General features: G+C 66.1%; 24 protein-coding genes and 1 pseudogene. 20 read left to right on the top strand and 5 right to left on the bottom strand.

Features of this window, described 5'->3' with window-relative positions; translation table 11 throughout:
• The 4 genes and pseudogenes from A5636_RS13680 to A5636_RS13665 all read left to right on the top strand — a co-directional run.
• Positions 1-337, top strand: a pseudogene (locus A5636_RS13680) (elongation factor Tu); the annotation flags it as partial.
• A 170-nt stretch (positions 338-507) separates the two neighbouring features.
• The gene (locus tag A5636_RS13675; RefSeq protein WP_065159170.1) at positions 508-1,311 is read left to right on the top strand and encodes an SHOCT domain-containing protein; all 804 of its coding nucleotides are present in this window, start codon (positions 508-510) and stop codon (positions 1,309-1,311) included.
• Positions 1,312-1,428: 117 nt separating this feature from the next.
• Complete coding sequence (locus tag A5636_RS13670; protein ID WP_065159169.1) at positions 1,429-2,244, top strand: mycofactocin-coupled SDR family oxidoreductase; 816 nt, start codon at positions 1,429-1,431, stop codon at positions 2,242-2,244.
• A 25-nt stretch (positions 2,245-2,269) separates the two neighbouring features.
• Entirely contained in the window at positions 2,270-3,445 is a 1,176-nt protein-coding gene (locus A5636_RS13665; RefSeq protein WP_065159168.1) for an NAD(P)/FAD-dependent oxidoreductase, read from the top strand.
• Here the strand turns inward: A5636_RS13665 and A5636_RS13660 are convergent.
• The 3 genes from A5636_RS13660 to mftR all read right to left on the bottom strand — a co-directional run bounded on the left by A5636_RS13660 (position 3,442) and on the right by mftR (position 5,918).
• Positions 3,442-4,704 (bottom strand): VOC family protein, encoded by a 1,263-nt coding sequence (locus A5636_RS13660; RefSeq protein WP_065159167.1) that lies wholly within the window; start codon positions 4,702-4,704, stop codon positions 3,442-3,444. The genes A5636_RS13665 and A5636_RS13660 overlap by 4 nt on opposite strands.
• Positions 4,697-5,227 (bottom strand): RNA polymerase sigma factor, encoded by a 531-nt coding sequence (locus tag A5636_RS13655; RefSeq protein WP_065159166.1) that lies wholly within the window; start codon positions 5,225-5,227, stop codon positions 4,697-4,699. The genes A5636_RS13660 and A5636_RS13655 overlap by 8 nt, the downstream gene beginning before the upstream one ends.
• Before the next feature lie 88 nt (positions 5,228-5,315).
• Positions 5,316-5,918, bottom strand: coding sequence for a mycofactocin system transcriptional regulator (mftR, locus tag A5636_RS13650; RefSeq protein WP_155763802.1), 603 nt, complete (start codon positions 5,916-5,918; stop codon positions 5,316-5,318).
• Between the two features lie 109 nt (positions 5,919-6,027).
• Between mftR and mftA the strand changes: the two genes are divergently transcribed.
• The 7 genes from mftA (at position 6,028) to mftG (ending at position 12,605) form a co-directional block, all read left to right on the top strand.
• Positions 6,028-6,117: a mycofactocin precursor MftA gene (mftA, locus tag A5636_RS13645; protein ID WP_036352637.1), complete on the top strand. Its 90-nt coding sequence runs from the start codon at positions 6,028-6,030 to the stop codon at positions 6,115-6,117.
• A gap of 2 nt (positions 6,118-6,119) precedes the next feature.
• Entirely contained in the window at positions 6,120-6,428 is a 309-nt protein-coding gene (gene mftB, locus A5636_RS13640) for a mycofactocin biosynthesis chaperone MftB (protein WP_081287784.1), read from the top strand.
• Positions 6,425-7,612 (top strand): mycofactocin radical SAM maturase, encoded by a 1,188-nt coding sequence (gene mftC, locus A5636_RS13635; RefSeq protein WP_065159164.1) that lies wholly within the window; start codon positions 6,425-6,427, stop codon positions 7,610-7,612. The genes mftB and mftC overlap by 4 nt, the downstream gene beginning before the upstream one ends.
• 2 nt (positions 7,613-7,614) lie before the next feature.
• Positions 7,615-8,790: a pre-mycofactocin synthase MftD gene (mftD, locus tag A5636_RS13630; protein WP_065159163.1), complete on the top strand. Its 1,176-nt coding sequence runs from the start codon at positions 7,615-7,617 to the stop codon at positions 8,788-8,790.
• A gap of 173 nt (positions 8,791-8,963) precedes the next feature.
• Positions 8,964-9,710, top strand: coding sequence for a mycofactocin biosynthesis peptidyl-dipeptidase MftE (gene mftE / locus A5636_RS13625; protein WP_065159162.1), 747 nt, complete (start codon positions 8,964-8,966; stop codon positions 9,708-9,710).
• 30 nt (positions 9,711-9,740) lie between these two features.
• On the top strand, positions 9,741-11,156 hold the full coding sequence (gene mftF / locus A5636_RS13620) for a mycofactocin biosynthesis glycosyltransferase MftF (RefSeq protein WP_065159161.1): 1,416 nt from the start codon (positions 9,741-9,743) through the stop codon (positions 11,154-11,156).
• 9 nt (positions 11,157-11,165) lie between these two features.
• A complete protein-coding gene (gene mftG, locus A5636_RS13615) occupies positions 11,166-12,605 on the top strand; it encodes a mycofactocin dehydrogenase MftG (RefSeq protein ID WP_065159160.1) in 1,440 nt (479 codons plus the stop codon).
• Between the two features lie 13 nt (positions 12,606-12,618).
• On the opposite strand, the gene A5636_RS27285 is transcribed toward mftG, so the two are convergent.
• Both A5636_RS27285 and A5636_RS13605 read right to left on the bottom strand, forming a co-directional pair.
• Complete coding sequence (locus tag A5636_RS27285) at positions 12,619-13,305, bottom strand: PE family protein (protein ID WP_081287783.1); 687 nt, start codon at positions 13,303-13,305, stop codon at positions 12,619-12,621.
• Between the two features lie 154 nt (positions 13,306-13,459).
• Entirely contained in the window at positions 13,460-15,055 is a 1,596-nt protein-coding gene (locus A5636_RS13605; protein WP_065159158.1) for an MFS transporter, read from the bottom strand.
• A gap of 110 nt (positions 15,056-15,165) precedes the next feature.
• Between A5636_RS13605 and A5636_RS13600 the strand changes: the two genes are divergently transcribed.
• The 9 genes from A5636_RS13600 (at position 15,166) to rpsC (ending at position 20,823) form a co-directional block, all read left to right on the top strand.
• Positions 15,166-15,822 (top strand): TetR/AcrR family transcriptional regulator, encoded by a 657-nt coding sequence (locus tag A5636_RS13600; RefSeq protein ID WP_065159157.1) that lies wholly within the window; start codon positions 15,166-15,168, stop codon positions 15,820-15,822.
• 463 nt (positions 15,823-16,285) lie between these two features.
• Positions 16,286-16,591, top strand: a complete 306-nt coding sequence (rpsJ, locus tag A5636_RS13595; protein ID WP_003873519.1) for a 30S ribosomal protein S10 — start codon at positions 16,286-16,288, stop codon at positions 16,589-16,591.
• 14 nt (positions 16,592-16,605) lie between these two features.
• Complete coding sequence (gene rplC, locus A5636_RS13590) at positions 16,606-17,259, top strand: 50S ribosomal protein L3 (RefSeq protein ID WP_065159156.1); 654 nt, start codon at positions 16,606-16,608, stop codon at positions 17,257-17,259.
• A complete protein-coding gene (gene rplD, locus A5636_RS13585; RefSeq protein WP_065159155.1) occupies positions 17,259-17,924 on the top strand; it encodes a 50S ribosomal protein L4 in 666 nt (221 codons plus the stop codon). The genes rplC and rplD overlap by 1 nt, the downstream gene beginning before the upstream one ends.
• Positions 17,924-18,226 (top strand): 50S ribosomal protein L23, encoded by a 303-nt coding sequence (gene rplW / locus A5636_RS13580; RefSeq protein WP_065159154.1) that lies wholly within the window; start codon positions 17,924-17,926, stop codon positions 18,224-18,226. The genes rplD and rplW overlap by 1 nt, the downstream gene beginning before the upstream one ends.
• A gap of 30 nt (positions 18,227-18,256) precedes the next feature.
• On the top strand, positions 18,257-19,099 hold the full coding sequence (gene rplB / locus A5636_RS13575; protein ID WP_065159153.1) for a 50S ribosomal protein L2: 843 nt from the start codon (positions 18,257-18,259) through the stop codon (positions 19,097-19,099).
• Positions 19,100-19,118: 19 nt separating this feature from the next.
• On the top strand, positions 19,119-19,400 hold the full coding sequence (gene rpsS, locus A5636_RS13570) for a 30S ribosomal protein S19 (RefSeq protein WP_011739061.1): 282 nt from the start codon (positions 19,119-19,121) through the stop codon (positions 19,398-19,400).
• Positions 19,397-19,981: a 50S ribosomal protein L22 gene (gene rplV / locus A5636_RS13565; RefSeq protein ID WP_065159152.1), complete on the top strand. Its 585-nt coding sequence runs from the start codon at positions 19,397-19,399 to the stop codon at positions 19,979-19,981. The genes rpsS and rplV overlap by 4 nt, the downstream gene beginning before the upstream one ends.
• Complete coding sequence (rpsC, locus tag A5636_RS13560; protein ID WP_065159151.1) at positions 19,981-20,823, top strand: 30S ribosomal protein S3; 843 nt, start codon at positions 19,981-19,983, stop codon at positions 20,821-20,823. Before rplV ends, rpsC begins: the two co-directional genes overlap by 1 nt.
• Positions 20,824-20,826: the final 3 nt, after the last annotated feature.

Below are 20,826 nucleotides of genomic sequence, written 5' to 3'. Positions count from 1 at the left end.
GCGCGAGGACGTGGAGCGCGGTCAGGTTGTCATCAAGCCCGGCACCACCACGCCGCACACCGAGTTCGAGGGACAGGTCTACATCCTGTCCAAGGACGAGGGCGGCCGGCACACGCCGTTCTTCAACAACTACCGACCGCAGTTCTACTTCCGCACCACAGACGTGACCGGTGTGGTGACGTTGCCGGAGGGCACCGAAATGGTGATGCCCGGTGACAACACCAACATCACCGTCAAGCTGATCCAGCCCGTCGCCATGGACGACGGTCTGCGGTTCGCGATCCGTGAAGGTGGCCGTACCGTCGGCGCCGGCCGGGTCGTCAAGATCATCAAGTAGCGCTTACCGCGACAGACGCAAAAGCCCCCGAAACGAAAGTTTCGGGGGCTTTTGCGTCTGTTCGGCCAGGGGACCCGCCAGGGGACCCGCCGTCATTTTTGGGATCGGTAGCGGCGGTTCGGGCGCTAATGTGAATCAACTTTCGGGGCGAACACGAGGAGCGAAATCACATGCTGGCGCGGTACATCAAAATGCAGCTGTTGGTGCTGTTGTGCGGCGGCCTGGTCGGGCCGATCTTCCTGGTCGTGTACTTCACTCTGGGCTTCGGGGAGCTGCTGTCCTGGATGTTCTATGTCGGGCTGCTGATCACAGTGGCCGACGTGCTGGTCGCTATCGGACTCACATATTGGAGTGTCAACACCAGCGCCAGAAACGAGCAACTCGAGCAGTCCGGCGTGCTCGCCCTGGCGCAGATCACCGGCCTCACCGAGACCGGCACGCGGATCAACGAGCAACCGTTGGTGAAGGTGCATCTGCACATCTCCGGCCCCGGCATCGCGCCGTTCGACACTGAGGACCGTGTGATCGCCAGCGTGACGCGGCTGGGCAACCTGACCGCCCGCAAGCTGGTGGTCCTGGTCGACCCCACCACCAACCAGTACCGCATCGACTGGGATCGAAGCGCGTTGGTCAACGGTCTGGTGCCGGCCCAGTTCACCGTCGCGGAAGACAACCAGACCTACGACCTCAGTGGGCAGGCCGGGCCGTTGATGGAGATCCTGCAAATCCTCAAGGCCAACAACATCCCGCTCAACCGCATGGTGGACATCCGGTCCAATCCAGCACTGCGGCAGCAGGTGCAGGCCGTCGTGCGTCGCGCCGCCCAGCAGCAGGCCGGACCGGCGGCTGCGACCGTCGGCTCGCAGGCCTCGATCGGTGACAGGTTGCAGGAGCTGGAGTCGCTGCGTGCCAGCGGTGTGCTCAACGACCAGGAATACGCCAGCCGGCGGGCGCAGATCATCGCGGAGATCTAGAGTCGCGACTCGCTCGCGAGCCGAACCCCACTGCGATCCCAGGGCAAAATTTTCGCAGTGCGGTTCGGCTGACGGGGCAACTAGAACACGTTTCAGTTTCGCTGCTAGCCTGACCCCATGGGATCACTGCAGGGACGGGTGGCATTGATAACCGGCGCCGCGCGTGCCCAGGGTCGGTCGCACGCAGTGCGGCTTGCTCGGGAAGGCGTCGACATCGTCGCTCTGGACATCTGCGCCCCGGTGTCCGACACCATCACGTATCCGCCGGCCACGTCCGAGGATCTGGCCGAGACCGTCCGGGCCGTGGAGGCCGAGGGGCGCAAGGTGCTGGCTCGAGAGGTGGACATTCGCGACGACGCGGCACTGCGCGGAGTGGTGTCCGACGCGATCGAGCAGTTCGGTCGACTGGACATCGTGGTCGCCAATGCCGGCGTGCTGGGTTGGGGCCGGGTCTGGGAACTCTCGGATGAGCAGTGGGACACCGTCATTGGGGTAAACCTCACCGGCACCTGGCGGACCCTGCGGGCGACCATCCCGGCGATGATCGAAGCCGGCAACGGCGGCTCCATCGTGGTGGTCAGCTCCTCGGCGGGCCTGAAAGCCACGCCAGGCAACGGCCACTATGCCGCCAGCAAATATGGTCTGACCGCGCTGACCAACACGCTGGCCATTGAACTCGGTGAATACGGCATCCGCGTCAACTCCATCCACCCCTACTCGGTCGAAACCCCGATGATCGAGCCGGAGGCGATGATGCAGGTGTTTGGCGACCATCCGCGCTTCGTGCACAGCTTCCCGCCAATGCCAATGCAGTACAAGGGATTTATGTCGCCCGAAGAGGTATCCGACGTCGTCGTCTGGTTGGCCGGTGACGGCTCGGGCACGCTGTCGGGGACGCAGATCCCGGTGGATAAGGGCGCATTGAAGTACTGATTGTCTACCGTGCTATGAACTCCACGTGACCAGTACCAACGGAATTGTGATCGTCGGCGGCGGGCTGGCTGCGGCACGGACCGCCGAGCAGTTGCGCCGAGCCGAGTACGCCGGTCCGATCACCATCGTCAGCGACGAGGTGCACCTACCCTACGACCGTCCGCCGCTGTCCAAGGAGGTGCTGCGCGCCGAGGTCGACGACGTGGCCCTCAAACCGCGTGAGTGGTACGACGAGAAGGGCGTCACCCTGCGGCTGGGTGCGGCTGCCACCGGCGTCGACATCACCGCCCGGACCGTGACGTTGGCCGATGGGACCTCCCTGGGGTACGACGAGCTCGTCATCGCCACCGGCCTGGTGCCGCGACGCATACCGACTTTTCCCGACCTGGAAGGTATCCGGGTGCTGCGGTCGTTCGACGAGTGCTTGGCGTTGCGGACTCATGCATCGTCGGCGAAGCGGGCCGTGGTCGTCGGCGCCGGGTTCATCGGTTGCGAGGTGGCGGCGAGCCTGCGCGGCATGGGTGTGGAGGTGACGCTGGTCGAGCCGCAGCCGACGCCGCTGGCGTCGGTACTCGGTGAGCAGATCGGCAATCTGGTGACACGGCTGCATCGCGACGAAGGGGTCGACGTGCGGACGGGGCTCGGAGTCGCCGAGGTGCGCGGTACCGGACACGTCGATTCGGTGGTCCTGAGCGACGGCACCGAGGTCGGCGCCGACCTCGTCGTCGTGGGTATCGGGTCCATTCCGGCGACCGACTGGCTGGCCGGCAGCGGTATCGAGATCGACAACGGCATCGTCTGTGACGAGGCGGGCCGGACCAGTGCACCGAACGTGTGGGCGCTGGGCGACGTGGCCTCGTGGCGCGACACGACGGGACACCAAGCGCGCGTGGAGCATTGGAGCAACGTCGCCGATCAGGCCCGGGTCGTGGTGCCGGCGATGCTGGGTCGGGACGTGCCGACAAACGCCGTCGTCCCGTACTTTTGGAGCGACCAGTACGACGTCAAGATTCAGTGCCTGGGGGAACCGGTGGCCACCGACGTGGTGCACCTTGTCGAGGATGACGGCCGCAAATTCCTGGCCTACTACGAGCGCGACGGTGTGCTGGTTGGCGTGGTCGGTGGCGGATTGCCCGGCAAGGTGATGAAGGTGCGGGGCAAGATCGCTGCCGGCGTGCCCATCGCCGAGATGCTGGGTTAGAACTGGCCCAGGTAGAAGCGCGCACCCTGGTCGTCGGTGCATTCGGCGCTCAGGCCGTACGGCTGACGTGACGGCTCGGCCAGCACGCGACCGCCCGCCTCCCGGACCCGCGCAACGGCGGCGTCGATGTCGGCGACGGTCCACATCGGAACGGTCGCGGGGTGTTTGCTGCCGCCCGCGGCCCCGGACATCGGATGCGCCTGCTGCACCTGCCAGCCGTCCTCGATCCGGCCCGGTTCGAACGTCCAACCCAGCACCCGGCCGTAGAAGTCGCGGAACGATGCGATATCGCCGACCTCGTAGGTGACATACGCCAATTCGCCGGGCCCGGAACCGTTGAGTTCTGGTCTCTTTCGCGCTGCTGCCGCATCGAAGACTGCGAACGCAACGCCCTGCGAGTCGGTGGCGTCCACCGTGGCGCCGTGTGCGGTGTGGTTGATCTCGTCCGCGGTGCCGCCGGCTTCGGCGATGGCCGCGCGTGCCGCCTCCAGGTCGGTGACGGCGTAGCAGCAGAACAGGGTCGGACGGCCGGCGCTGACATGGATGCCGGTCGGTAGGTCGGTGTTCGTCACCCGGTGTGAGACGGGGTCGTAGGTCCAGCCGAGGACGTGGCCGTAGAACGCCGCGGCACGGTCGGTGTCGGGAGTGGCGATCGAGATGAAGCCGATGTCGCCATGCCGGATACCTTCGGTCGGCGCACCGAGAGGACCGCTGAGCATCCACCGGTGGCCGAACGGGTCGATGATTGTGGCGTTGCGTGAGCCATGGGCCTCATAGATGTCGCGTGCGACGGTGGCGCCGAGCTCGCGCGCCCTTTGCAATGCCGCGTCGGTGCTGGGGACATGCAACATCAGGCTGACCGAAACCGCTTGCGGTGCGGGGGCTTTCAGGCCTATTTCGGGGAACTCGTCGGCCAGATACAGGACGCCACCGGCGATGCCGATCTCTGCGTGCCCAATTCGGCCGTCCTCCATCACGATTGGTTCGCCGATCACCACAGCTCCGAAAGCGTCCGTGTACCAACCGATCGCTGCCCGAGCATCGGCGACACTCAGATACGGCTGGGCGGCGGGACGAGGGACCTCGGAGTTCTCGGGTTCGACTACTGCTTGGGTGCTCATGTCAATCCTTCCTAACGTCGCCGGCGACAGGGACAGCACCGCCTCCAGGCGATGCCGCAGTCGCACGGCGAACGCGGGATCGGGCTGGACCGGAAGGTCATCGGTGTGCAGCACGCTGAGTGGATCGTGCTTACTCATGACTGCCTCCCTCCGGATACTCTTTCCTGAACGCTCTTTTGGCGCGGACCAGCAGGGCTTCGGTGGCGTGCACGGTGCGCCCGAGCAGCTGCGCGCATTCGCTCACACTGCAGTCGTCCATGTAGCGCAGCACCAGCACCGCGCGGTGTGGTTCGGTCAGCTTGGCCAGTACATTTTCGGCGATCATCCGATCCAGCTCGGCATCCCAGTCGTCGGCCCCGCCTGGCGGCTCCGGTGGTTCTGCCACCGGCACCGGATCTGGACGGCCGCGGTAGTGGTCGGCCAGCTTGTGCCGGGACACGCCGAGCAACCACGGCATCCCGATCGGCGGCGGAGCGCCTCGTTGCGCACCTGCGCCGGCCGTTTGGAACGCCGCCAGGAACGTTTCCGACGTCAGGTCCTCGGCGATGCCACGGTCCCGGCAGCGGCGGGCGAAGTAGCCGTACACCGTCGGCAGGGCTTCGTCATAGAGCGCCAGCAGCGCGCGCTGGGTGTCGCGCTGGTGGTCGGGTTGGGCGCTCACATCCCTATCGTCGTTGCAAGGAGACAATTTCCGACGGCCTCGGACCGACAATTTTCGAATCGTGCCTGCAGCGCATGGCCGGTGCTGCTCAACGGAGCTCGCCGAGCCGGTTCAGTCCGGTGCCGACGACGTCGAACGCACTGCCTAGCGCGTCGGGCAGCGCGACCGATTCGTCGCGGAGCCAGTGTTCGTACGCACTCAAGGCCACCCCCAGCATCGTCCAAGCGACCGTCTGGGGCAGCAGCTCGGTTGTTTTGACGCCCAGCCGACGGGCCGTGAACCCGGCAATCACTTCCCGCCAGCCCGCGTACATTGTCATCGAATAAGCCTGCAGCTCAGCGGTTTCCAAGATTACCCGCATTCGTTGCCGGTGTCGGATGGATTCACACGCGTCGAAGGTGTTGAACGCCAACAGCGCCCCGCGCAGCGCCTCGCGCAGCGGCACCTTCGGGTCCACGCTGTCGAGCAGTTCGCTCAACTGGGCGAGGTGGGTATCGAAATCGCCCCACGGGATGGCGTTCTTCGAGGCGTAGTACCGGAAGAGGGTGCGACGAGCGATGCCGGCCGCTTGGGCGACGTCGTCGACGCTGACGTCGGCGAAACCGCGGGCAGCGAACAGGTCGATGGCGACATCGGTGATGTGATGCGGTGTCGTCGAGCGGCGTCGGCCCACCCGCGCCTCTTGCAGCATCAGACTCCGCCCTTCCGTTTCGGCACTCGATGCCATATTCTGGCCACGACGTGAGATTGTGACCAGCACCACCCATCATTGTCGAGTCCTCTCTGTGAAAGGCAGCCACATGGACAACGAGAACCAGACCGAGACCGAACTCGTCACCGAGACGCTGGTGGAAGAAGTGTCAATCGACGGCATGTGCGGGGTCTACTGACGGTGACCGCGCCCGCGAGCGCGCCGGCCGACCAGATAGCGCTCGACCCGGGCAGCGGCTGGCGACTGCATCCTCAGGTAGCGGTTCGTCCGGAACCGTTCGGTGCCTTGTTGTATCACTTCGGCACCCGCAAACTGTCGTTCCTGAAGAACCGCGACATCCTGGCGGTGGTGCAGTCGCTGGCCGAGCATCCCGACGTTCGGTCCGCTTGTCGCGCCGCGGGAATCGCCGATCCCCACCAGGGTCCATACCTGCACGCGCTGGGTGTGCTGGCCCGCTCCCAGATGCTGGTACCCCAGGAGAGCGAATGACCGTAGCAGTACCGTCCCTGATCGAGCAGTTCGAGCACGGCCTCGACGCGCCGATCTGTTTGACCTGGGAACTGACGTATGCCTGCAACCTGGCGTGCGTGCACTGCCTGTCGTCGTCGGGCAAACGCGACCCCGGCGAGTTGTCCACGCGTCAGTGCAAGGACATCATCGACGAACTCGAACGCATGCAGGTCTTCTATGTGAACATCGGCGGCGGCGAACCCACAGTGCGCCCGGACTTTTGGGAATTGGTGGACTACGCCACCGAACACCACGTCGGGGTGAAGTTCTCGACCAACGGCGTCCGCATCACGCCGGAGGTGGCCGCGCGGCTGGCCGCCAGCGACTATGTCGACGTCCAGATCTCCCTCGACGGTGCGACGGCCGAGATCAACGACGCGGTTCGCGGTCCAGGGTCCTTCGACATGGCGGTGCGGGCGCTGGAGAACCTGGCCGACGCGGGTTTCTCCGACGCCAAAATCTCTGTCGTCGTCACCCGGCACAACGTCGGTCAACTCGACGAATTCGCCGCGTTGGCAAGCCGTTATGGCGCCACGCTGCGGATCACCCGATTGCGTCCGTCCGGACGCGGTGCCGATACCTGGGACGAGCTGCACCCCACCGCCGCGCAACAGGTCGAGCTGTATGACTGGCTGGTCGCAAAGGGCGAGCGGGTGTTGACCGGAGATTCGTTCTTCCATCTGGCACCGTTGGGATCTGCCGGCGCACTGTCTGGACTGAACATGTGCGGCGCCGGACGGGTAGTTTGCCTGATCGACCCGGTCGGTGACGTCTACGCTTGCCCCTTCGCCATTCACGACCGGTTCCTCGCCGGGAATGTGTTGCGCGACGGCGGTTTTGACAACGTTTGGAAGAACGCCCCGTTGTTCCGCGAGCTGCGTGAGCCCCAGTCGGCCGGAGCGTGCGGTAGCTGCAACCATTACGACAGCTGCCGCGGCGGCTGCATGGCAGCCAAGTTTTTCACCGGCCTGCCAATGGATGGCCCCGACCCGGAATGCGTCCAAGGCCATGGCGCACCAGCGCTGGCCGCCGAGCGCGACACACCGAAACCCCGTGTCGATCATTCGCGCGGCAAGCGGATCAGCACGCCCGTTCCCCTGACCCTGTCGATGAGGCCGCCGGCGCGCCCGCCGGCCAGGCTCTGCAACGAAAGTCCCGTATAACCGTGGCCGACGAATGGTTCGAAACGGTCGCAATCGCGCAGCAACGCGCGAAGCGCCGGCTGCCGAAGTCCGTCTATTCCTCTCTGATTTCAGCCAGCGAAAAAGGCATCACCGTCGCCGACAATGTCGCGGCGTTCAGTGAACTCGGCTTTGCGCCGCACGTGGTCGGCGCCAGCGAAAAGCGCGACCTCGCTACCACCGTGCTGGGTCAGGATATTTCGTTTCCCGTGTTGATCTCGCCGACCGGCGTCCAGGCGGTCGATCCGGACGGTGAGGTCGCCGTGGCCCGCGCGGCCGCCGCCCGCGGCACGGCGATGGGGTTGTCCTCGTTTGCCAGCAAGCCGATCGAGGAGGTCATCGCCGCCAACCCCAAGCTCTTCTTCCAGATCTACTGGCTCGGCGGCCGGGATGCGATCGCCCAGCGCGTCGAGCGCGCGCGAGAGGCCGGAGCGGTCGGTCTTATCGTCACCACCGACTGGTCGTTCTCGCACGGGCGCGACTGGGGAAGCCCGAAAATCCCCGAAGAAATGAATTTGAAAACCATTTTGCGGCTGTCGCCCGAGGCGATCACCAAGCCGCGGTGGCTGTGGAAGTTCGGCAAGACACTGCGACCGCCGGACCTGCGGGTACCTAACCAGGGTCGCCGTGGCGAGCCCGGTCCGCCCTTTTTCGCCGCTTACGGCGAATGGATGGGAACGCCCCCGCCCACCTGGGAAGACATCGCCTGGCTGACCGACCTGTGGTCTGGACCATTGATGCTCAAGGGCGTGATGCGCGTCGACGACGCGAAAAGGGCTGTGGATGCCGGTGTTTCGGCGATCTCGGTGTCCAACCACGGTGGTAACAACCTGGACGGGACGCCGGCGTCGATTCGCGCCCTGCCCGCGATTGCGGCCGCGGTCGGCGATCAGGTCGAAGTATTGCTGGATGGCGGCATTCGGCGAGGCAGCGACGTGGTCAAGGCAGTGGCGCTGGGAGCGCGCGCGGTCATGATCGGGCGCGCCTACCTGTGGGGGCTGGCCGCGGCCGGGCAGCCGGGCGTCGAGAACGTTCTCGACATTTTGCGCGGCGGCGTCGATTCGGCATTGATGGGTCTCGGTCACTCGTCGATTCACGATCTGCGTCCCGACGACATTCTCATTCCGGACGGGTTCACCCGCGATTTGGGCACGGCTTGAGCTATCGAGCAGCAGGCGCGCGTAATACCACACATAATGCGTTCCAGGAATGAGTGATTCGCCAAGTTTGATACGGGCGGTGCAGCCGTGGCGGACGAGCAGTGATTTCGGCCCGGTGCTCAACTATGTGAAAAATATTTTCGATAGGTAGGGCAACAATTGGTGCACGCCAGGTGAATTCGTCCTACCATCGGCGAGTGCCCGTACTCGGCGAACTGGGGAGTGCGACGTCGAGGCAACTCTCAATATCGACCTCCGCGTCAATATTGATTCCCCTGGGGTCGACTGAACAACATGGTCCGCACCTGCCGTTGGATACCGACACCAGGATCGCCAGCGCAGTGTCCCGGGCCGTCGCGGCGCGACTGCACGCACTAAACGAGCCGGGCTGGCTGGTGGCGCCGGCCATCGCCTACGGCGCCAGTGGCGAGCATCAGAGCTTCCCGGGAACGATCTCCATCGGAGCGGAAGCGTTGACGCTGCTTCTGGTGGAGTACGGCCGCTCGGCGGCTAGTTGGGCGGACCGGCTGGTGTTCATCAACGGTCACGGAGGCAACATCGACTCCTTGCGTCACGCCACCGCGCTGCTACGGTCGGAAGGCCGCGACGCCGCCTGGAGTCCGTGCGCCGCGACCGGCGCTGACGCCCACGCGGGTCACACTGAAACCTCCGTGTTGCTCCACCTTTCACCGGCCGATGTTCGAACTGACCGATTTGTGGCCGGCAACGCTGCGCCGCTGGAAAAGTTGCTACCGTCGATGCGCCGCGGCGGAGTCGCGGCGGTAAGCGAGATCGGCGTGCTGGGGGATCCGACTACGGCCACCGCGGTCGAGGGGAGACGGATCTTTGCCGAAATGGTCGACGATTGTTTGGGTCGAATTTCACGGTGGGTACCCGGACCCGGGGGGGTCCTGCAATGACAGAGCCGAGCGTACCGAGGAGGAGCGGCGTTGACCACCCAGACCCGACTCCCTGACGGGTTTGCGGTGCAGGTCGATCGTCGAGTGCGGGTGCTCGGCGACGGCCGGGCGTTGCTCGGTGGTTCACCGACACGGCTGTTGCGTTTGGCGCCTGCCGCGCAAAGCATGCTCTCCGACGGTCGGCTGAAGGTTCGGGACGAGTTGAGTGCCGAATTGGCGCGCACCCTGCTGGACGCCACGGTGGCTCATCCGCGCCCTGCGACCGGGCCGTCGTACCGCGACGTCACTGTAGTCATTCCGGTGCGGGACAACGTCTTTGGTCTGCGCCGCTTAGTGGCGGCCTTACGCGGTCTGCGGGTGATCGTGGTCGACGACGGTTCCTCAGTGCCGATAGAACGGGAAGACTTCGCCGACGCCTACTGTGACATCGAAGTGCTGCATCACACTCGCAGCAAAGGCCCCGCGGCGGCCCGCAACACCGGGTTGTCCGCCTGCACCACCGACTACGTCGCCTTCCTGGACTCCGATGTCACACCGCGGCGCGGCTGGCTAGAAGCTTTGCTGGGACACTTCTGCGATCCCACCGTTGCGCTGGTGGCGCCCCGCATTGTCGGCCTGGCGCAGACCGAGAACGTGATCGCCCGCTACGAGGCGGTGCACTCGTCCCTGGACCTCGGGCTGCGAGAGGCGCCGGTACTGCCGCACAGTTCGGTTTCCTATGTTCCCAGCGCCGCGATGGTGTGCCGCGCCGCAGCCATCCGGGAAGTGGGCGGCTTCGACGAGACGATGCACTCGGGTGAGGACGTCGATTTGTGTTGGCGACTCGTGGAGGCCGGCGCCCGGCTGCGGTACGAGCCGATTGCGCTGGTAGCCCACGACCATCGGACCGAGCTCCGGGAATGGCTCGCGCGCAAGGCGTTCTATGGAGGTTCGGCGGCACCGCTTTCGGTGCGGCATCCCGACAAGACCGCGCCGGTGGTGATATCGGGCTGGGCATTGGCGGCCTGGATTTTGGTGTCGCTGGGTTCCGGTCTTACCAAGCTGGCCTCGATCGTGATCGCCATGCTGACAGGACGCCGCATCGCCAAGGCGCTGGACGGCGCCGAGACGACCCTGTGGGATGTGGTCGTGGTCGCCACCCGCGGGCTGTGGTCAGCGGCGCTGCAGTTGGCCTCGGCCATTTGCCGGCACTACTGGCCCCTGGCGCTGCTAGCGGCCATTCTGTCGCGGCACTTCAGACGGGTTGTAGTTATAGCCGCGATTGTGGACGGGGTGGCCGACTGGTTGCGCCGCCGCGGCGCGGTCGACAGCGAAGCCGAACCTATCGGATTGTTCACCTTCCTGGTGCTCAAGCGCGTCGACGACCTGGCCTACGGGATGGGGCTGTGGTGCGGCGTGGTGCGCGAACGCAATATCGGTGCGCTGAAGCCACAGATTCGGACGTAACGGTTCATCTTGTCCGCAGCCGACCGGCACAGCGATGTATTGATAGTTGGTGCTGGAAGTGCCGGTTCGGTTGTAGCCGAACGCCTTTCCCTCGACTCGGGGTGCCGGGTGACCGTCCTGGAGGCCGGCCCCGGCCTCGATGATGACGAGCTGCTGTCCCGCACGCGCAACGGCTTCCAGCTTCCGATCGGCGCGGGCAGCGTGCTGGCCGAGCGTTACCTGACGACGCTCACCGACCACCCGGCCCGACAGTTGCCGGTGGTGCGCGGGGTGACAGTAGGCGGCTCGGGCGCGGTCAACGGCGGTTATTTCTGCCGCGGGTTGCCCGGCGATTTTGATCGCCTCGGGCTGCCGGGGTGGGCGTGGTCCGATGTCCGCGAGCACTTCCGGGCCATCGAGACGGACCTGGATTTCGACACCCCGGCGCACGGCGACGCCGGTCCCATTCCGGTGTGTCGCACATCGGACATGACGGGTGCGACCGCCGCTTTCCGCACCGCCGCACAGCGCGCCGGCTTCCCCTGGATTGCCGACCTGAATGACGTGGGGCCCGAACTGCCAGCGGGCGTGGGCGCCGTGCCGCTGAACATCGTCGACGGTGTACGCACCGGCTCCGGCGCGGCTTTCCTGGTGCCTGCACTCAACCGCCCCAACCTGACCTTACTGGCGCAGACCCGGGCGCTGCGGCTGCGTTTCAGCGGCACGAGAGCCGACGGCGTCGAGGCGGCCGGTCCCGACGGCCCGATGACACTGACGGCGGATCGAATCGTGTTGTGTGCCGGAGCGATTGCGTCGGCACACCTACTGATGTCGTCAGGAGTGGGGGAGGAGGCCGTGTTACGCGCGGCAGGCGTGAAAGTTGTTGCGGCGCTGCCGGTCGGGATGAACTGCAGCGACCATCCGGAATGGGTGATGCCGACCAATTGGGATGTGGCAGTTAACCGTCCGGTCTTGGAGGTGGTGCTGAGCACCGCTGACGGCATCGAAATCCGGCCCTACACGGGTGGTTTCGTGGCGATGAGGGGTGACGGAACGGCGGGGCACCGCGATTGGCCGCACATCGGCGTGGCGCTCATGCGGCCCGTGGCGCGCGGACGCATCACCCTGCTGTCGGCAGACCCCCGGGTTCCGCCGCGGATCGAACATCGGTACGACAGTGCGCCAACCGATGTCGCGGCCCTGCGTGCGGGCAGCGAGCTGGCTCGCGAAATCTGCGCCGCGGCAACCGATATCGGGCCGGCCGTATGGTCGACTTCGCAGCACCTATGTGGCAGTGCCCCGATGGGTCTCGACAGTGACGCAGCTGCAGTGGTCGACAGTCGTTGCCGGGTACGCGGTTTGGAGAACCTGTGGGTGGTCGACGGTTCGGTCCTGCCGGTAGTCCCCAGCAGAGGCCCGCACGCAACCATCGTGATGCTGGGGCATCGTGCGGCGGAATTCGTCGCCTGACTTGCGCGCCCGATCAGCCGGCCGCGGCTGACTGGCCGGTCGCCTCGAACCGGGGTGCTGCCGCAGCGGCCGGGGCCGCCGCCGGTACCGCCCGCGCCGCCAGTGGGGCGGGCAAGGCAGAAACCGCCGCCGTCTCGCTGAGTTCGGTTGGCTGCGCGGGGCTCGCCGGTAGCGACGGGATTGGCTGACGCTTAGCCGACCCCGCCGATCCCGCCGCTACTGCCGACCCCACCGATCCCACCGGCGCTGCCGCCGGTGCGATCGCCGAGCCTACCGGTCCGGCCGCTGCCGGACTGATAGCCATTGTTTGCGCCGCTGCCGCGGCCGCCGGCGCCGCGTAGGCGCCCTGGTTCAGGACCCCGTGCCCCAGGGTCTGTTGAGGCAGGTTGCCTGTCTCGCTCTGAATGCTCGATACGTTCGCCGCCTCGCTCACGGCGTACTGCTGGGAACCGAGACTCATCAGTTGCACGAACTGGTCGTGAAAGGCCGCTGCCTGGGCCGCGATCTGTTGGAATGCCTCGGCATGTGCACCGAACAGGGCGGCCACCTCTGCCGATACCGCGTCGGCGCCCGCCGGAATCAGCGCACCGGTCGTCGGCATGGCCGCGGCCGCGCTGGCATCACCCAGAGCCGAGCCGATATTGGCCAAATCCGTTGCTGCGGCGGCCACGTACTCCGTAGCAGCAATTACATACGACATACCGTCCCCCAAGCCAAGCTGGACCGCGTCCGTCTCCCACCACGAACTCCATCCCTGGTTCGGATGCTAATTCAGCGGCACCCCCGCCCGAGGCGTTTTTGCTTGATTCGTCCATTTTTCTCGAAGCGAGCGGCGGCTTGTCAGAACGTGGATGTCAGCGCCGCCCACTGCGGATGCGGCGGGCCAGTCGCAACTGGCGCCCGTCGCGCCCCGGGGCCCAGAATCCGATCAGCAGCGCGGCGACCCCGACGATGGCGGCCATCGTGATCATCGAGTCGTGCATGGCCGTCATGAACGCCGTTTGACTCGCAGTGGTTAGTTGCTCACCTTGGCGGCCAAGCCTTTCCGATATCTCGACGGCCTTGGCCAACGAGTCCGACGCGGGCCCGCGCACCGGTTCGGGGAACGCCGCCAGCTGAGGGATCAGCTCGTTGCTGTACCGGCCGGCCAGAATCGAACCTGCCACGGCGATGCCCAAGGCGCCGCCCAACTCGCGCGCGGTGTCGTTGACCGCGGAGGCGACTCCCTGCTTTTCGTCTGGAACCGCGGCCATGATGGCCGACGTGGTAGGCGCTGTGCAGAATCCGATACCCGTACTGAGGATCAAGGTCGGCCAGGCCAGGTCGAGATACGAAGACTGCAGGTCGAGGATCAACATGCACAGGAAGCCCACGGCCATCATCAGGGTGCCCGCGAACAGCACCACACGTAGCCCGAGCTTGGGCACGTACCAGAAGGACAACGCCGAGCAGATGCCCAGCGGCACCATGAACGGCCCGAAGGCAACCGCGGTCATCAGCGGCGAATAACCCATGATCTGCTGCACATATTGCATGCCGAGGTAGAAGAAGCCGAACGTTCCGCCGAAGAGCACCACGATGGTCGCGACCCCCGTCGCGAAGCCGGCGTCGGCGAACAACCGGACATCCAGAAGTGGTTGCTGTTTCCGGAATTCGACGACTCCGAACAGGGTTGCGATCAGCGTCCCGATGGCGAGTCCGCCCCATACCTGGGGGTCGCTCCATCCGCGTGACGGCGCTTGCAGGATTGCGAACACTCCGATCGCGACGGCCGCACCGATCAGTACCGCGCCGGGCCAGTCGACCCGCGGAGCCTCGTCATCCCGGGACGGCGAGATGGTGCATGCCATCGCGAGGATGACCAACCCGGCGGCGCCCAGCGACCAGAAGATGGCGTGCCAGTCCCAAAAGCGAAGTAACAGGCCAGAACCCAGCATCCCGATGACCCCGCCGGAACCCGCGGTCCCAGCCCAGATGCCAACGGCCTTGATGCGCTGGTCTTTTGGGTAGGCGATGGTCAGCAGCGACAGGGTCGCCGGCATCACGAAGGCCGCGCCGACACCCGCAAGCGCCCGACCGGCGATGATCTGTGCCGGCGAGTGCAGCAGCGCCGGCGCCATCGAGGCCAGGGAGAAGATCGTCAAACCGGCGAGCAGGGCGCCCCGTCTGCCGTAGCGGTCGCCGATAGCTCCCGCCGGCAAGAGCAGGCACGCCAACGCCACGGTGTAGCCGTCGACGATCCAGGTGAGCTGAGTCTGGGTCGCGGAGGTGACGACCGCGATGTCGCCCAACGCGGTGTTCAACGCCGTCATCGACGCGACCACCAGCGAAACGCCGATGCATGCCACCGCCAGGGTCCACCTGCGGGCGCTACCGCTGCTGCCTGTCGCCTCAGTACGCTGATCAGGCCGGGAAATACGTGCGTCGGGTCGGAACAGGGTTTCGACCATGCTTGCGCCTCCTTTGGGCGGCGAAGTAATTTCCGAGACTAATGGTCTCGTGCATAGACGGATAGCCTTGGTCCCAAACAGGTTGGTCCCGAACAGGGAGGTGCGTCACAATCGGCAACGGCCGCAGTCAGGATCCTCGTCCGGCGCACTCGCGCGCCCGGTTACTCGAGGCCGCCGCGACGCTCCTGCGTGCCGGGGGTCCCAGCGCGGTGACCGTCGACGCGGTTACCAGGGCCGCCAACGTAGCGCGGGCCACGCTGTATCGCCACTTCCCGAGTGGAAACGATTTACTGGCAGCCACTTTCAACAGTCTCATCCCCACCGCTCCGCAGCCCCCGACCGAAGGGGCATTACGGGACCGCTTGCTGGCCATCGTGTTGGGGCAGGCCGAAGCCATCGCCGAGGCCCCCGCCGTCATGACTGCGATGGCGTGGCTTGCGCTGGGTTCGGATCTCCAGGAAATGCCGCAACCCCAGCACAACGACGGGTCCGAGAGCGCGATCAGCACGCTGCGTGAACGTATTGCCCAGCAGTACGCGGCGCCGTTCGACGCTCTGTTCGACAGCCCGCAGGCGGCCGAACTGGGCGAGGTGGACCGATCCCGGGCAATTGCGATGCTTATCGGCCCGCTGGTGCTCGGTCGCTTGAGCACGTTGCCGGATTTCGACTACCGCGAATGTGCGCAGGCTGCGGTGGACGGGTTCCTGCACGTGCAGCGCAGTCAGGCCACCGGCGGTGGGCCGGCCGGTTCGGTGGCCGCGCAGTAAGCGCGATCGGTGAAATACCGGACACCACCTGGCCCGTCACGGCGCCGGCCCGCGAGCCAAAAGCCCTGCTAGGCTCGCTGCGGAAGCATTCGGCGGCGCCTCTGAGTTCACCCGCAGCAGCCGACGACCTGGAATTTGGCCCACGCGCTGATGTGGGGCATACTGTTCAGGTTGCCTTGCGCCAGGTTCAGGTCTGGCCGGGCATACGACCAGCGCCCACCGGGGCGCGTCCGGTCCCATCCTTGGAGCGCGACTATTTAGATCGCCTTTAAGGCTGCGTGCGGGTGACACACCCGAGCGCGGGGAGCGGTTGAACCACGACAGGTAAACAGCGGCGCAGTATCCGGCGCAACGCTAGACCGGCCCTCGACAGGGCGGCCGGTCCGCGCGCCGGAGGGCACTGAGGTCGAAAAACGGCTGCAGTCCGGACACGGGCTCAAGTGTGAGAAGAGGTAGGGGAAGCGTGGCGGGACAAAAGATCCGCATCAGGCTTAAGGCCTACGACCATGAGGCTATTGACGCGTCGGCGCGCAAGATCGTCGAGACCGTCGTACGTACCGGAGCCAGTGTCGTGGGGCCGGTGCCGCTGCCGACCGAAAAGAATGTGTACTGCGTCATCCGCTCTCCGCATAAGTACAAGGACTCGCGGGAGCACTTCGAGATGCGTACTCATAAGCGGCTGATCGACATCCTCGACCCAACGCCGAAGACCGTTGACGCTCTCATGCGCATCGATCTCCCGGCCAGTGTCGACGTCAACATCCAGTAGGGAATCGGCGAGCAATGGCGAGAAAAGGCATTCTGGGCACCAAGCTGGGCATGACGCAGGTGTTCGACGAGAACAACCGAATCGTGCCGGTGACGGTCGTCAAGGCTGGGCCGAACGTGGTGACCCGCGTTCGGACCCCCGAGCGTGACGGTTACAGCGCCGTGCAGGTGGCTTACGGCGAGATCAGCCCCCGCAAGGTCAACAAGCCGGTCACCGGCCAATTCGCGGCTGCGGGCGTCAACCCGCGCCGTCATCTGGCCGAGTTGCGGCTGGACGACGCGGCGGCGGCGGCCGAGTACGAGGTTGGGCAGGAGCTGACGGCGGAGATCTTCGCCGACGGCGCCTACGTCGACGTGACCGGTACCTCCAAGGGCAAGGGCTTCGCCGGCACCATGAAGCGGCACGGCTTCCGCGGGCAGGGCGCCAGCCACGGCGCCCAGGCGGTGCACCGGCGTCCGGGTTCCATCGGCGGGTGTGCGACGCCGGCCCGCGTGTTCAAGGGCACCCGGATGTCCGGCCGGATGGGCAACGATCGCGTCACCGTGCAGAACCTGGTGGTGCACAAGGTCGATGCCGAGAACGGCGTGCTGCTGATCAAAGGCGCGGTCCCCGGCCGCACCGGTGGACTCGTCGTGGTCCGCAGTGCGATCAAACGAGGTGAAAAGTAATGGCTGCCCTGCAAATTGAAGTCAAGACGCCGGCGGGCAAAGTCGACGGCTCGATCGAGCTGCCGGCCGAATTGTTCGACGCACCGGCCAACATTGCGCTGATGCACCAGGTGGTGACCGCGCAGCGCGCGGCGGCCCGCCAGGGCACGCACTCGACCAAGACGCGCGGCGACGTCAGTGGTGGTGGCCGTAAGCCCTACCGCCAGAAGGGAACCGGCCGGGCCCGTCAGGGTTCGACGCGCGCCCCGCAATTCACCGGTGGTGGCGTCGTGCACGGCCCGCAGCCGCGGGACTACAGCCAGCGCACACCCAAGAAGATGATTGCCGCCGCGTTGCGCGGCGCGTTGTCTGACCGGGCGCGCAACGGACGCATCCACGCGGTTACCGAGTTCGTCGAGGGTCAAACTCCGTCGACCAAGAGCGCCAAGGCGTTTCTGTCCACCCTGACCGACCGCAAGCAGGTGCTGGTGGTCATCGGGCGCAGCGACGAGGCGGGCGTCAAGAGTGTGCGCAACCTGCCCGGTGTGCACACCCTGTCGCCGGACCAACTCAACACCTACGACGTGTTGCGCGCCGACGACGTGGTGTTCAGCGTGGAGGCACTCAACGCCTACATATCGGCCAACACTGCCAACACCGCATCTTCCGAGGAGGTTTCGGCCTGATGGCAACCATCGCAGACCCCCGGGACATCATCCTGGCGCCGGTCATCTCCGAAAAGTCCTACGGGCTGCTCGACAACAACGTGTACACCTTCGTGGTGCACCCCGACTCGAACAAGACGCAGATCAAGATCGCCATCGAGAAGATCTTCTCCGTCAAGGTCGCCTCGGTGAACACCGCGAATCGGCAGGGCAAGCGCAAGCGCACCCGGTCCGGATACGGCACGCGCAAGAGCACCAAGCGCGCGATCGTAACCCTGGTCCCGGGAAGCAAGCCGATCGACCTGTTCGGAGCACCGGCCTAGGCCGCGCGCGAGAGAGAGATCTGATTAGACATGGCAATTCGCAAGTACAAGCCGACGACACCGGGTCGCCGCGGTGCCAGCGTGTCCGACTTCGCCGAGATCACCCGGACGACGCCGGAGAAATCGCTGGTTCGTCCGCTGCACGGTCGTGGCGGGCGTAATGCGCACGGCCGGATCACCACCCGGCACAAGGGCGGTGGCCACAAGCGTGCCTACCGGGTGATCGACTTCCGTCGCAACGACAAGGACGGCGTCAACGCCAAGGTCGCCCACATCGAGTACGACCCGAACCGCACCGCACGGATCGCGCTCCTGCATTTCCTGGACGGCGAGAAGCGTTACATCATTGCGCCGAACGGACTTTCGCAGGGCGACATCGTCGAGTCGGGCGCCAACGCCGACATCAAGCCAGGCAACAACCTGCCGCTGCGCAACATCCCGGCCGGCACCCTGGTGCATGCCGTGGAGCTGCGGCCCGGGGGTGGCGCAAAGCTCGCCCGGTCCGCCGGGTCCAGCATTCAGTTGCTCGGTAAGGAAGCCACCTACGCCTCGCTGCGTATGCCCAGCGGTGAGATCCGCCGCGTCGATGTCCGCTGCCGCGCGACGGTCGGCGAGGTGGGCAACGCCGAGCAGGCGAACATCAACTGGGGCAAGGCCGGCCGGATGCGGTGGAAGGGCAAGCGCCCGTCCGTCCGTGGTGTGGTGATGAACCCCGTCGACCACCCGCACGGTGGTGGTGAGGGTAAGACCTCCGGTGGTCGTCACCCGGTCAGCCCGTGGGGTAAGCCCGAGGGCCGCACCCGCAACCCGAACAAAGCCAGCAACAAGCTCATCGTCCGACGCCGGCGCACCGGCAAGAAGCACGGGCGTTAGGACAGGGGAGTAGCGAACTATGCCACGCAGCCTCAAGAAGGGCCCGTTCGTCGACGACCATCTGCTCAAGAAGGTCGACGTGCAGAACGAGAAGAACACCAAGCAGGTCATCAAGACCTGGTCGCGGCGTTCGACCATCATTCCCGACTTCATCGGGCACACCTTCGCGGTGCACGACGGCCGCAAGCACGTCCCGGTGTTCGTCACCGAATCGATGGTCGGGCACAAGCTCGGTGAATTCGCGCCGACCCGCACCTTCAAGGGGCACATCAAGGACGACCGAAAGAGCAAGCGGCGATGAGTACCACCACTATCGAATATCCGTCGGCGACCGCCAAGGCGCGGTTCGTGCGGGTGTCGCCGAGAAAGGCGCGCCGGGTCATCGACCTGGTGCGCGGCAAGTCGGTGACGGACGCCCTCGACATCCTGCGCTGGGCGCCGCAGGCCGCCAGTGAGCCGGTTGCCAAGGTGATCGCCAGCGCCGCGGCCAACGCCCAGAACAACAACGGGCTCGATCCGGCCACCCTGGTGGTGGCCACGGTCTACGCCGACGAAGGGCCGACCGCCAAGCGGATCCGTCCGCGGGCTCAGGGGCGTGCGTTCCGGATTCGCAAGCGCACCAGCCACATCACGGTGATCGTGGAGAGCCGTCCGCCCAAGGACCAGCGGGCCGCGAAGTCGTCGCGGGCCCGTCGCGCCGAGGGCAGCAAGGCCGCCGCCAAGAATGCGCCCGCAAAGAAGGCCGCGAGCACGGCTCCGGCCAAGAAGGCTGCGAGCAAGGCTCCGGCCAAGAAGGCGCCGGCCAAGAAAGCGGAGCCCAAGACCGCCAAGACCGAAGCCAAGACGTCTGAGACTTCTGACGCGAAGGGAGGCTCAGACTAGTGGGCCAGAAGATCAATCCGCACGGCTTCCGGCTGGGCATCACCACCGACTGGAAGTCGCGCTGGTACGCCGACAAGCAGTACGCCGACTACGTCAAGGAAGACGTCGCGATCCGACGCCTGCTGTCGACCGGGCTGGAGCGTGCCGGTATCGCCGACGTGGAGATTGAGCGGACCCGCGACCGGGTCCGGGTCGACATCCACACCGCCCGCCCGGGCATCGTCATCGGTCGCCGTGGCACGGAGGCCGACCGCATCCGCGCCGACCTGGAGAAGCTGACCAAGAAGCAGGTCCAGCTCAACATCCTCGAGGTGAAAAACCCTGAGTCGCAGGCACAGTTGGTGGCCCAGGGTGTGGCCGAGCAGCTGAGCAACCGGGTGGCGTTCCGTCGCGCGATGCGCAAGGCCATTCAGTCGGCGATGCGCCAGCCCAACGTCAAAGGCATCCGGGTGCAGTGCTCGGGCCGGCTGGGTGGCGCCGAGATGAGCCGTTCGGAGTTCTACCGCGAAGGGCGCGTGCCGCTGCACACGCTGCGGGCGGACATCGACTACGGCTTGTACGAGGCCAAGACCACCTTCGGCCGGATCGGCGTGAAGGTGTGGATCTACAAGGGCGACATCGTCGGCGGCAAGCGCGAACTGGCCGCTGCCGCGCCCGCCGGTGCCGACCGGCCGCGTCGCGAGCGGCCTTCGGGCACCCGTCCACGTCGTAGCGGTGCTTCCGGCACCACGGCGACCGGCACCGACGCCGGCCGGGCCGCCGGCAGCGACGAGGCCTCGGCGCCTGCCGCGGCCGAGGCCGTCGCGGCGCCGGCAGTTGAAGCGCAGAGCACGGAGAGCTGAATC

Source organism: Mycobacterium asiaticum (assembly GCF_001673315.1).
GTDB lineage: Bacteria > Actinomycetota > Actinomycetes > Mycobacteriales > Mycobacteriaceae > Mycobacterium > Mycobacterium asiaticum_B.
Note: the sequence above shows the minus strand (reverse complement) of the source record. Positions and strands in the feature narration are given on the sequence as shown.

Excerpts from the sequence above, each read along its gene's own strand:
- rplD (WP_065159155.1), top strand. The coding sequence starts at position 17,259 with ATGGCTGCCCTGCAAATTGAAGTCAAGACGCCGGCGGGCAAAGTCGAC.
- A5636_RS13605 (WP_065159158.1), bottom strand. The coding sequence starts at position 15,055 with ATGGTCGAAACCCTGTTCCGACCCGACGCACGTATTTCCCGGCCTGAT.
- mftR (WP_155763802.1), bottom strand. The coding sequence starts at position 5,918 with ATGCTGCAAGAGGCGCGGGTGGGCCGACGCCGCTCGACGACACCGCAT.
- mftA (WP_036352637.1), top strand. The coding sequence starts at position 6,028 with ATGGACAACGAGAACCAGACCGAGACCGAACTCGTCACCGAGACGCTG.
- rplB (WP_065159153.1), top strand. The coding sequence starts at position 18,257 with ATGGCAATTCGCAAGTACAAGCCGACGACACCGGGTCGCCGCGGTGCC.
- A5636_RS13660 (WP_065159167.1), bottom strand. The coding sequence starts at position 4,704 with ATGAGTAAGCACGATCCACTCAGCGTGCTGCACACCGATGACCTTCCG.
- mftC (WP_065159164.1), top strand. The coding sequence starts at position 6,425 with ATGACCGTAGCAGTACCGTCCCTGATCGAGCAGTTCGAGCACGGCCTC.
- A5636_RS27285 (WP_081287783.1), bottom strand. The coding sequence starts at position 13,305 with ATGTCGTATGTAATTGCTGCTACGGAGTACGTGGCCGCCGCAGCAACG.
- A5636_RS13675 (WP_065159170.1), top strand. The coding sequence starts at position 508 with ATGCTGGCGCGGTACATCAAAATGCAGCTGTTGGTGCTGTTGTGCGGC.
- rplC (WP_065159156.1), top strand. The coding sequence starts at position 16,606 with ATGGCGAGAAAAGGCATTCTGGGCACCAAGCTGGGCATGACGCAGGTG.
- rplW (WP_065159154.1), top strand. The coding sequence starts at position 17,924 with ATGGCAACCATCGCAGACCCCCGGGACATCATCCTGGCGCCGGTCATC.
- A5636_RS13670 (WP_065159169.1), top strand. The coding sequence starts at position 1,429 with ATGGGATCACTGCAGGGACGGGTGGCATTGATAACCGGCGCCGCGCGT.
- rpsS (WP_011739061.1), top strand. The coding sequence starts at position 19,119 with ATGCCACGCAGCCTCAAGAAGGGCCCGTTCGTCGACGACCATCTGCTC.
- rplV (WP_065159152.1), top strand. The coding sequence starts at position 19,397 with ATGAGTACCACCACTATCGAATATCCGTCGGCGACCGCCAAGGCGCGG.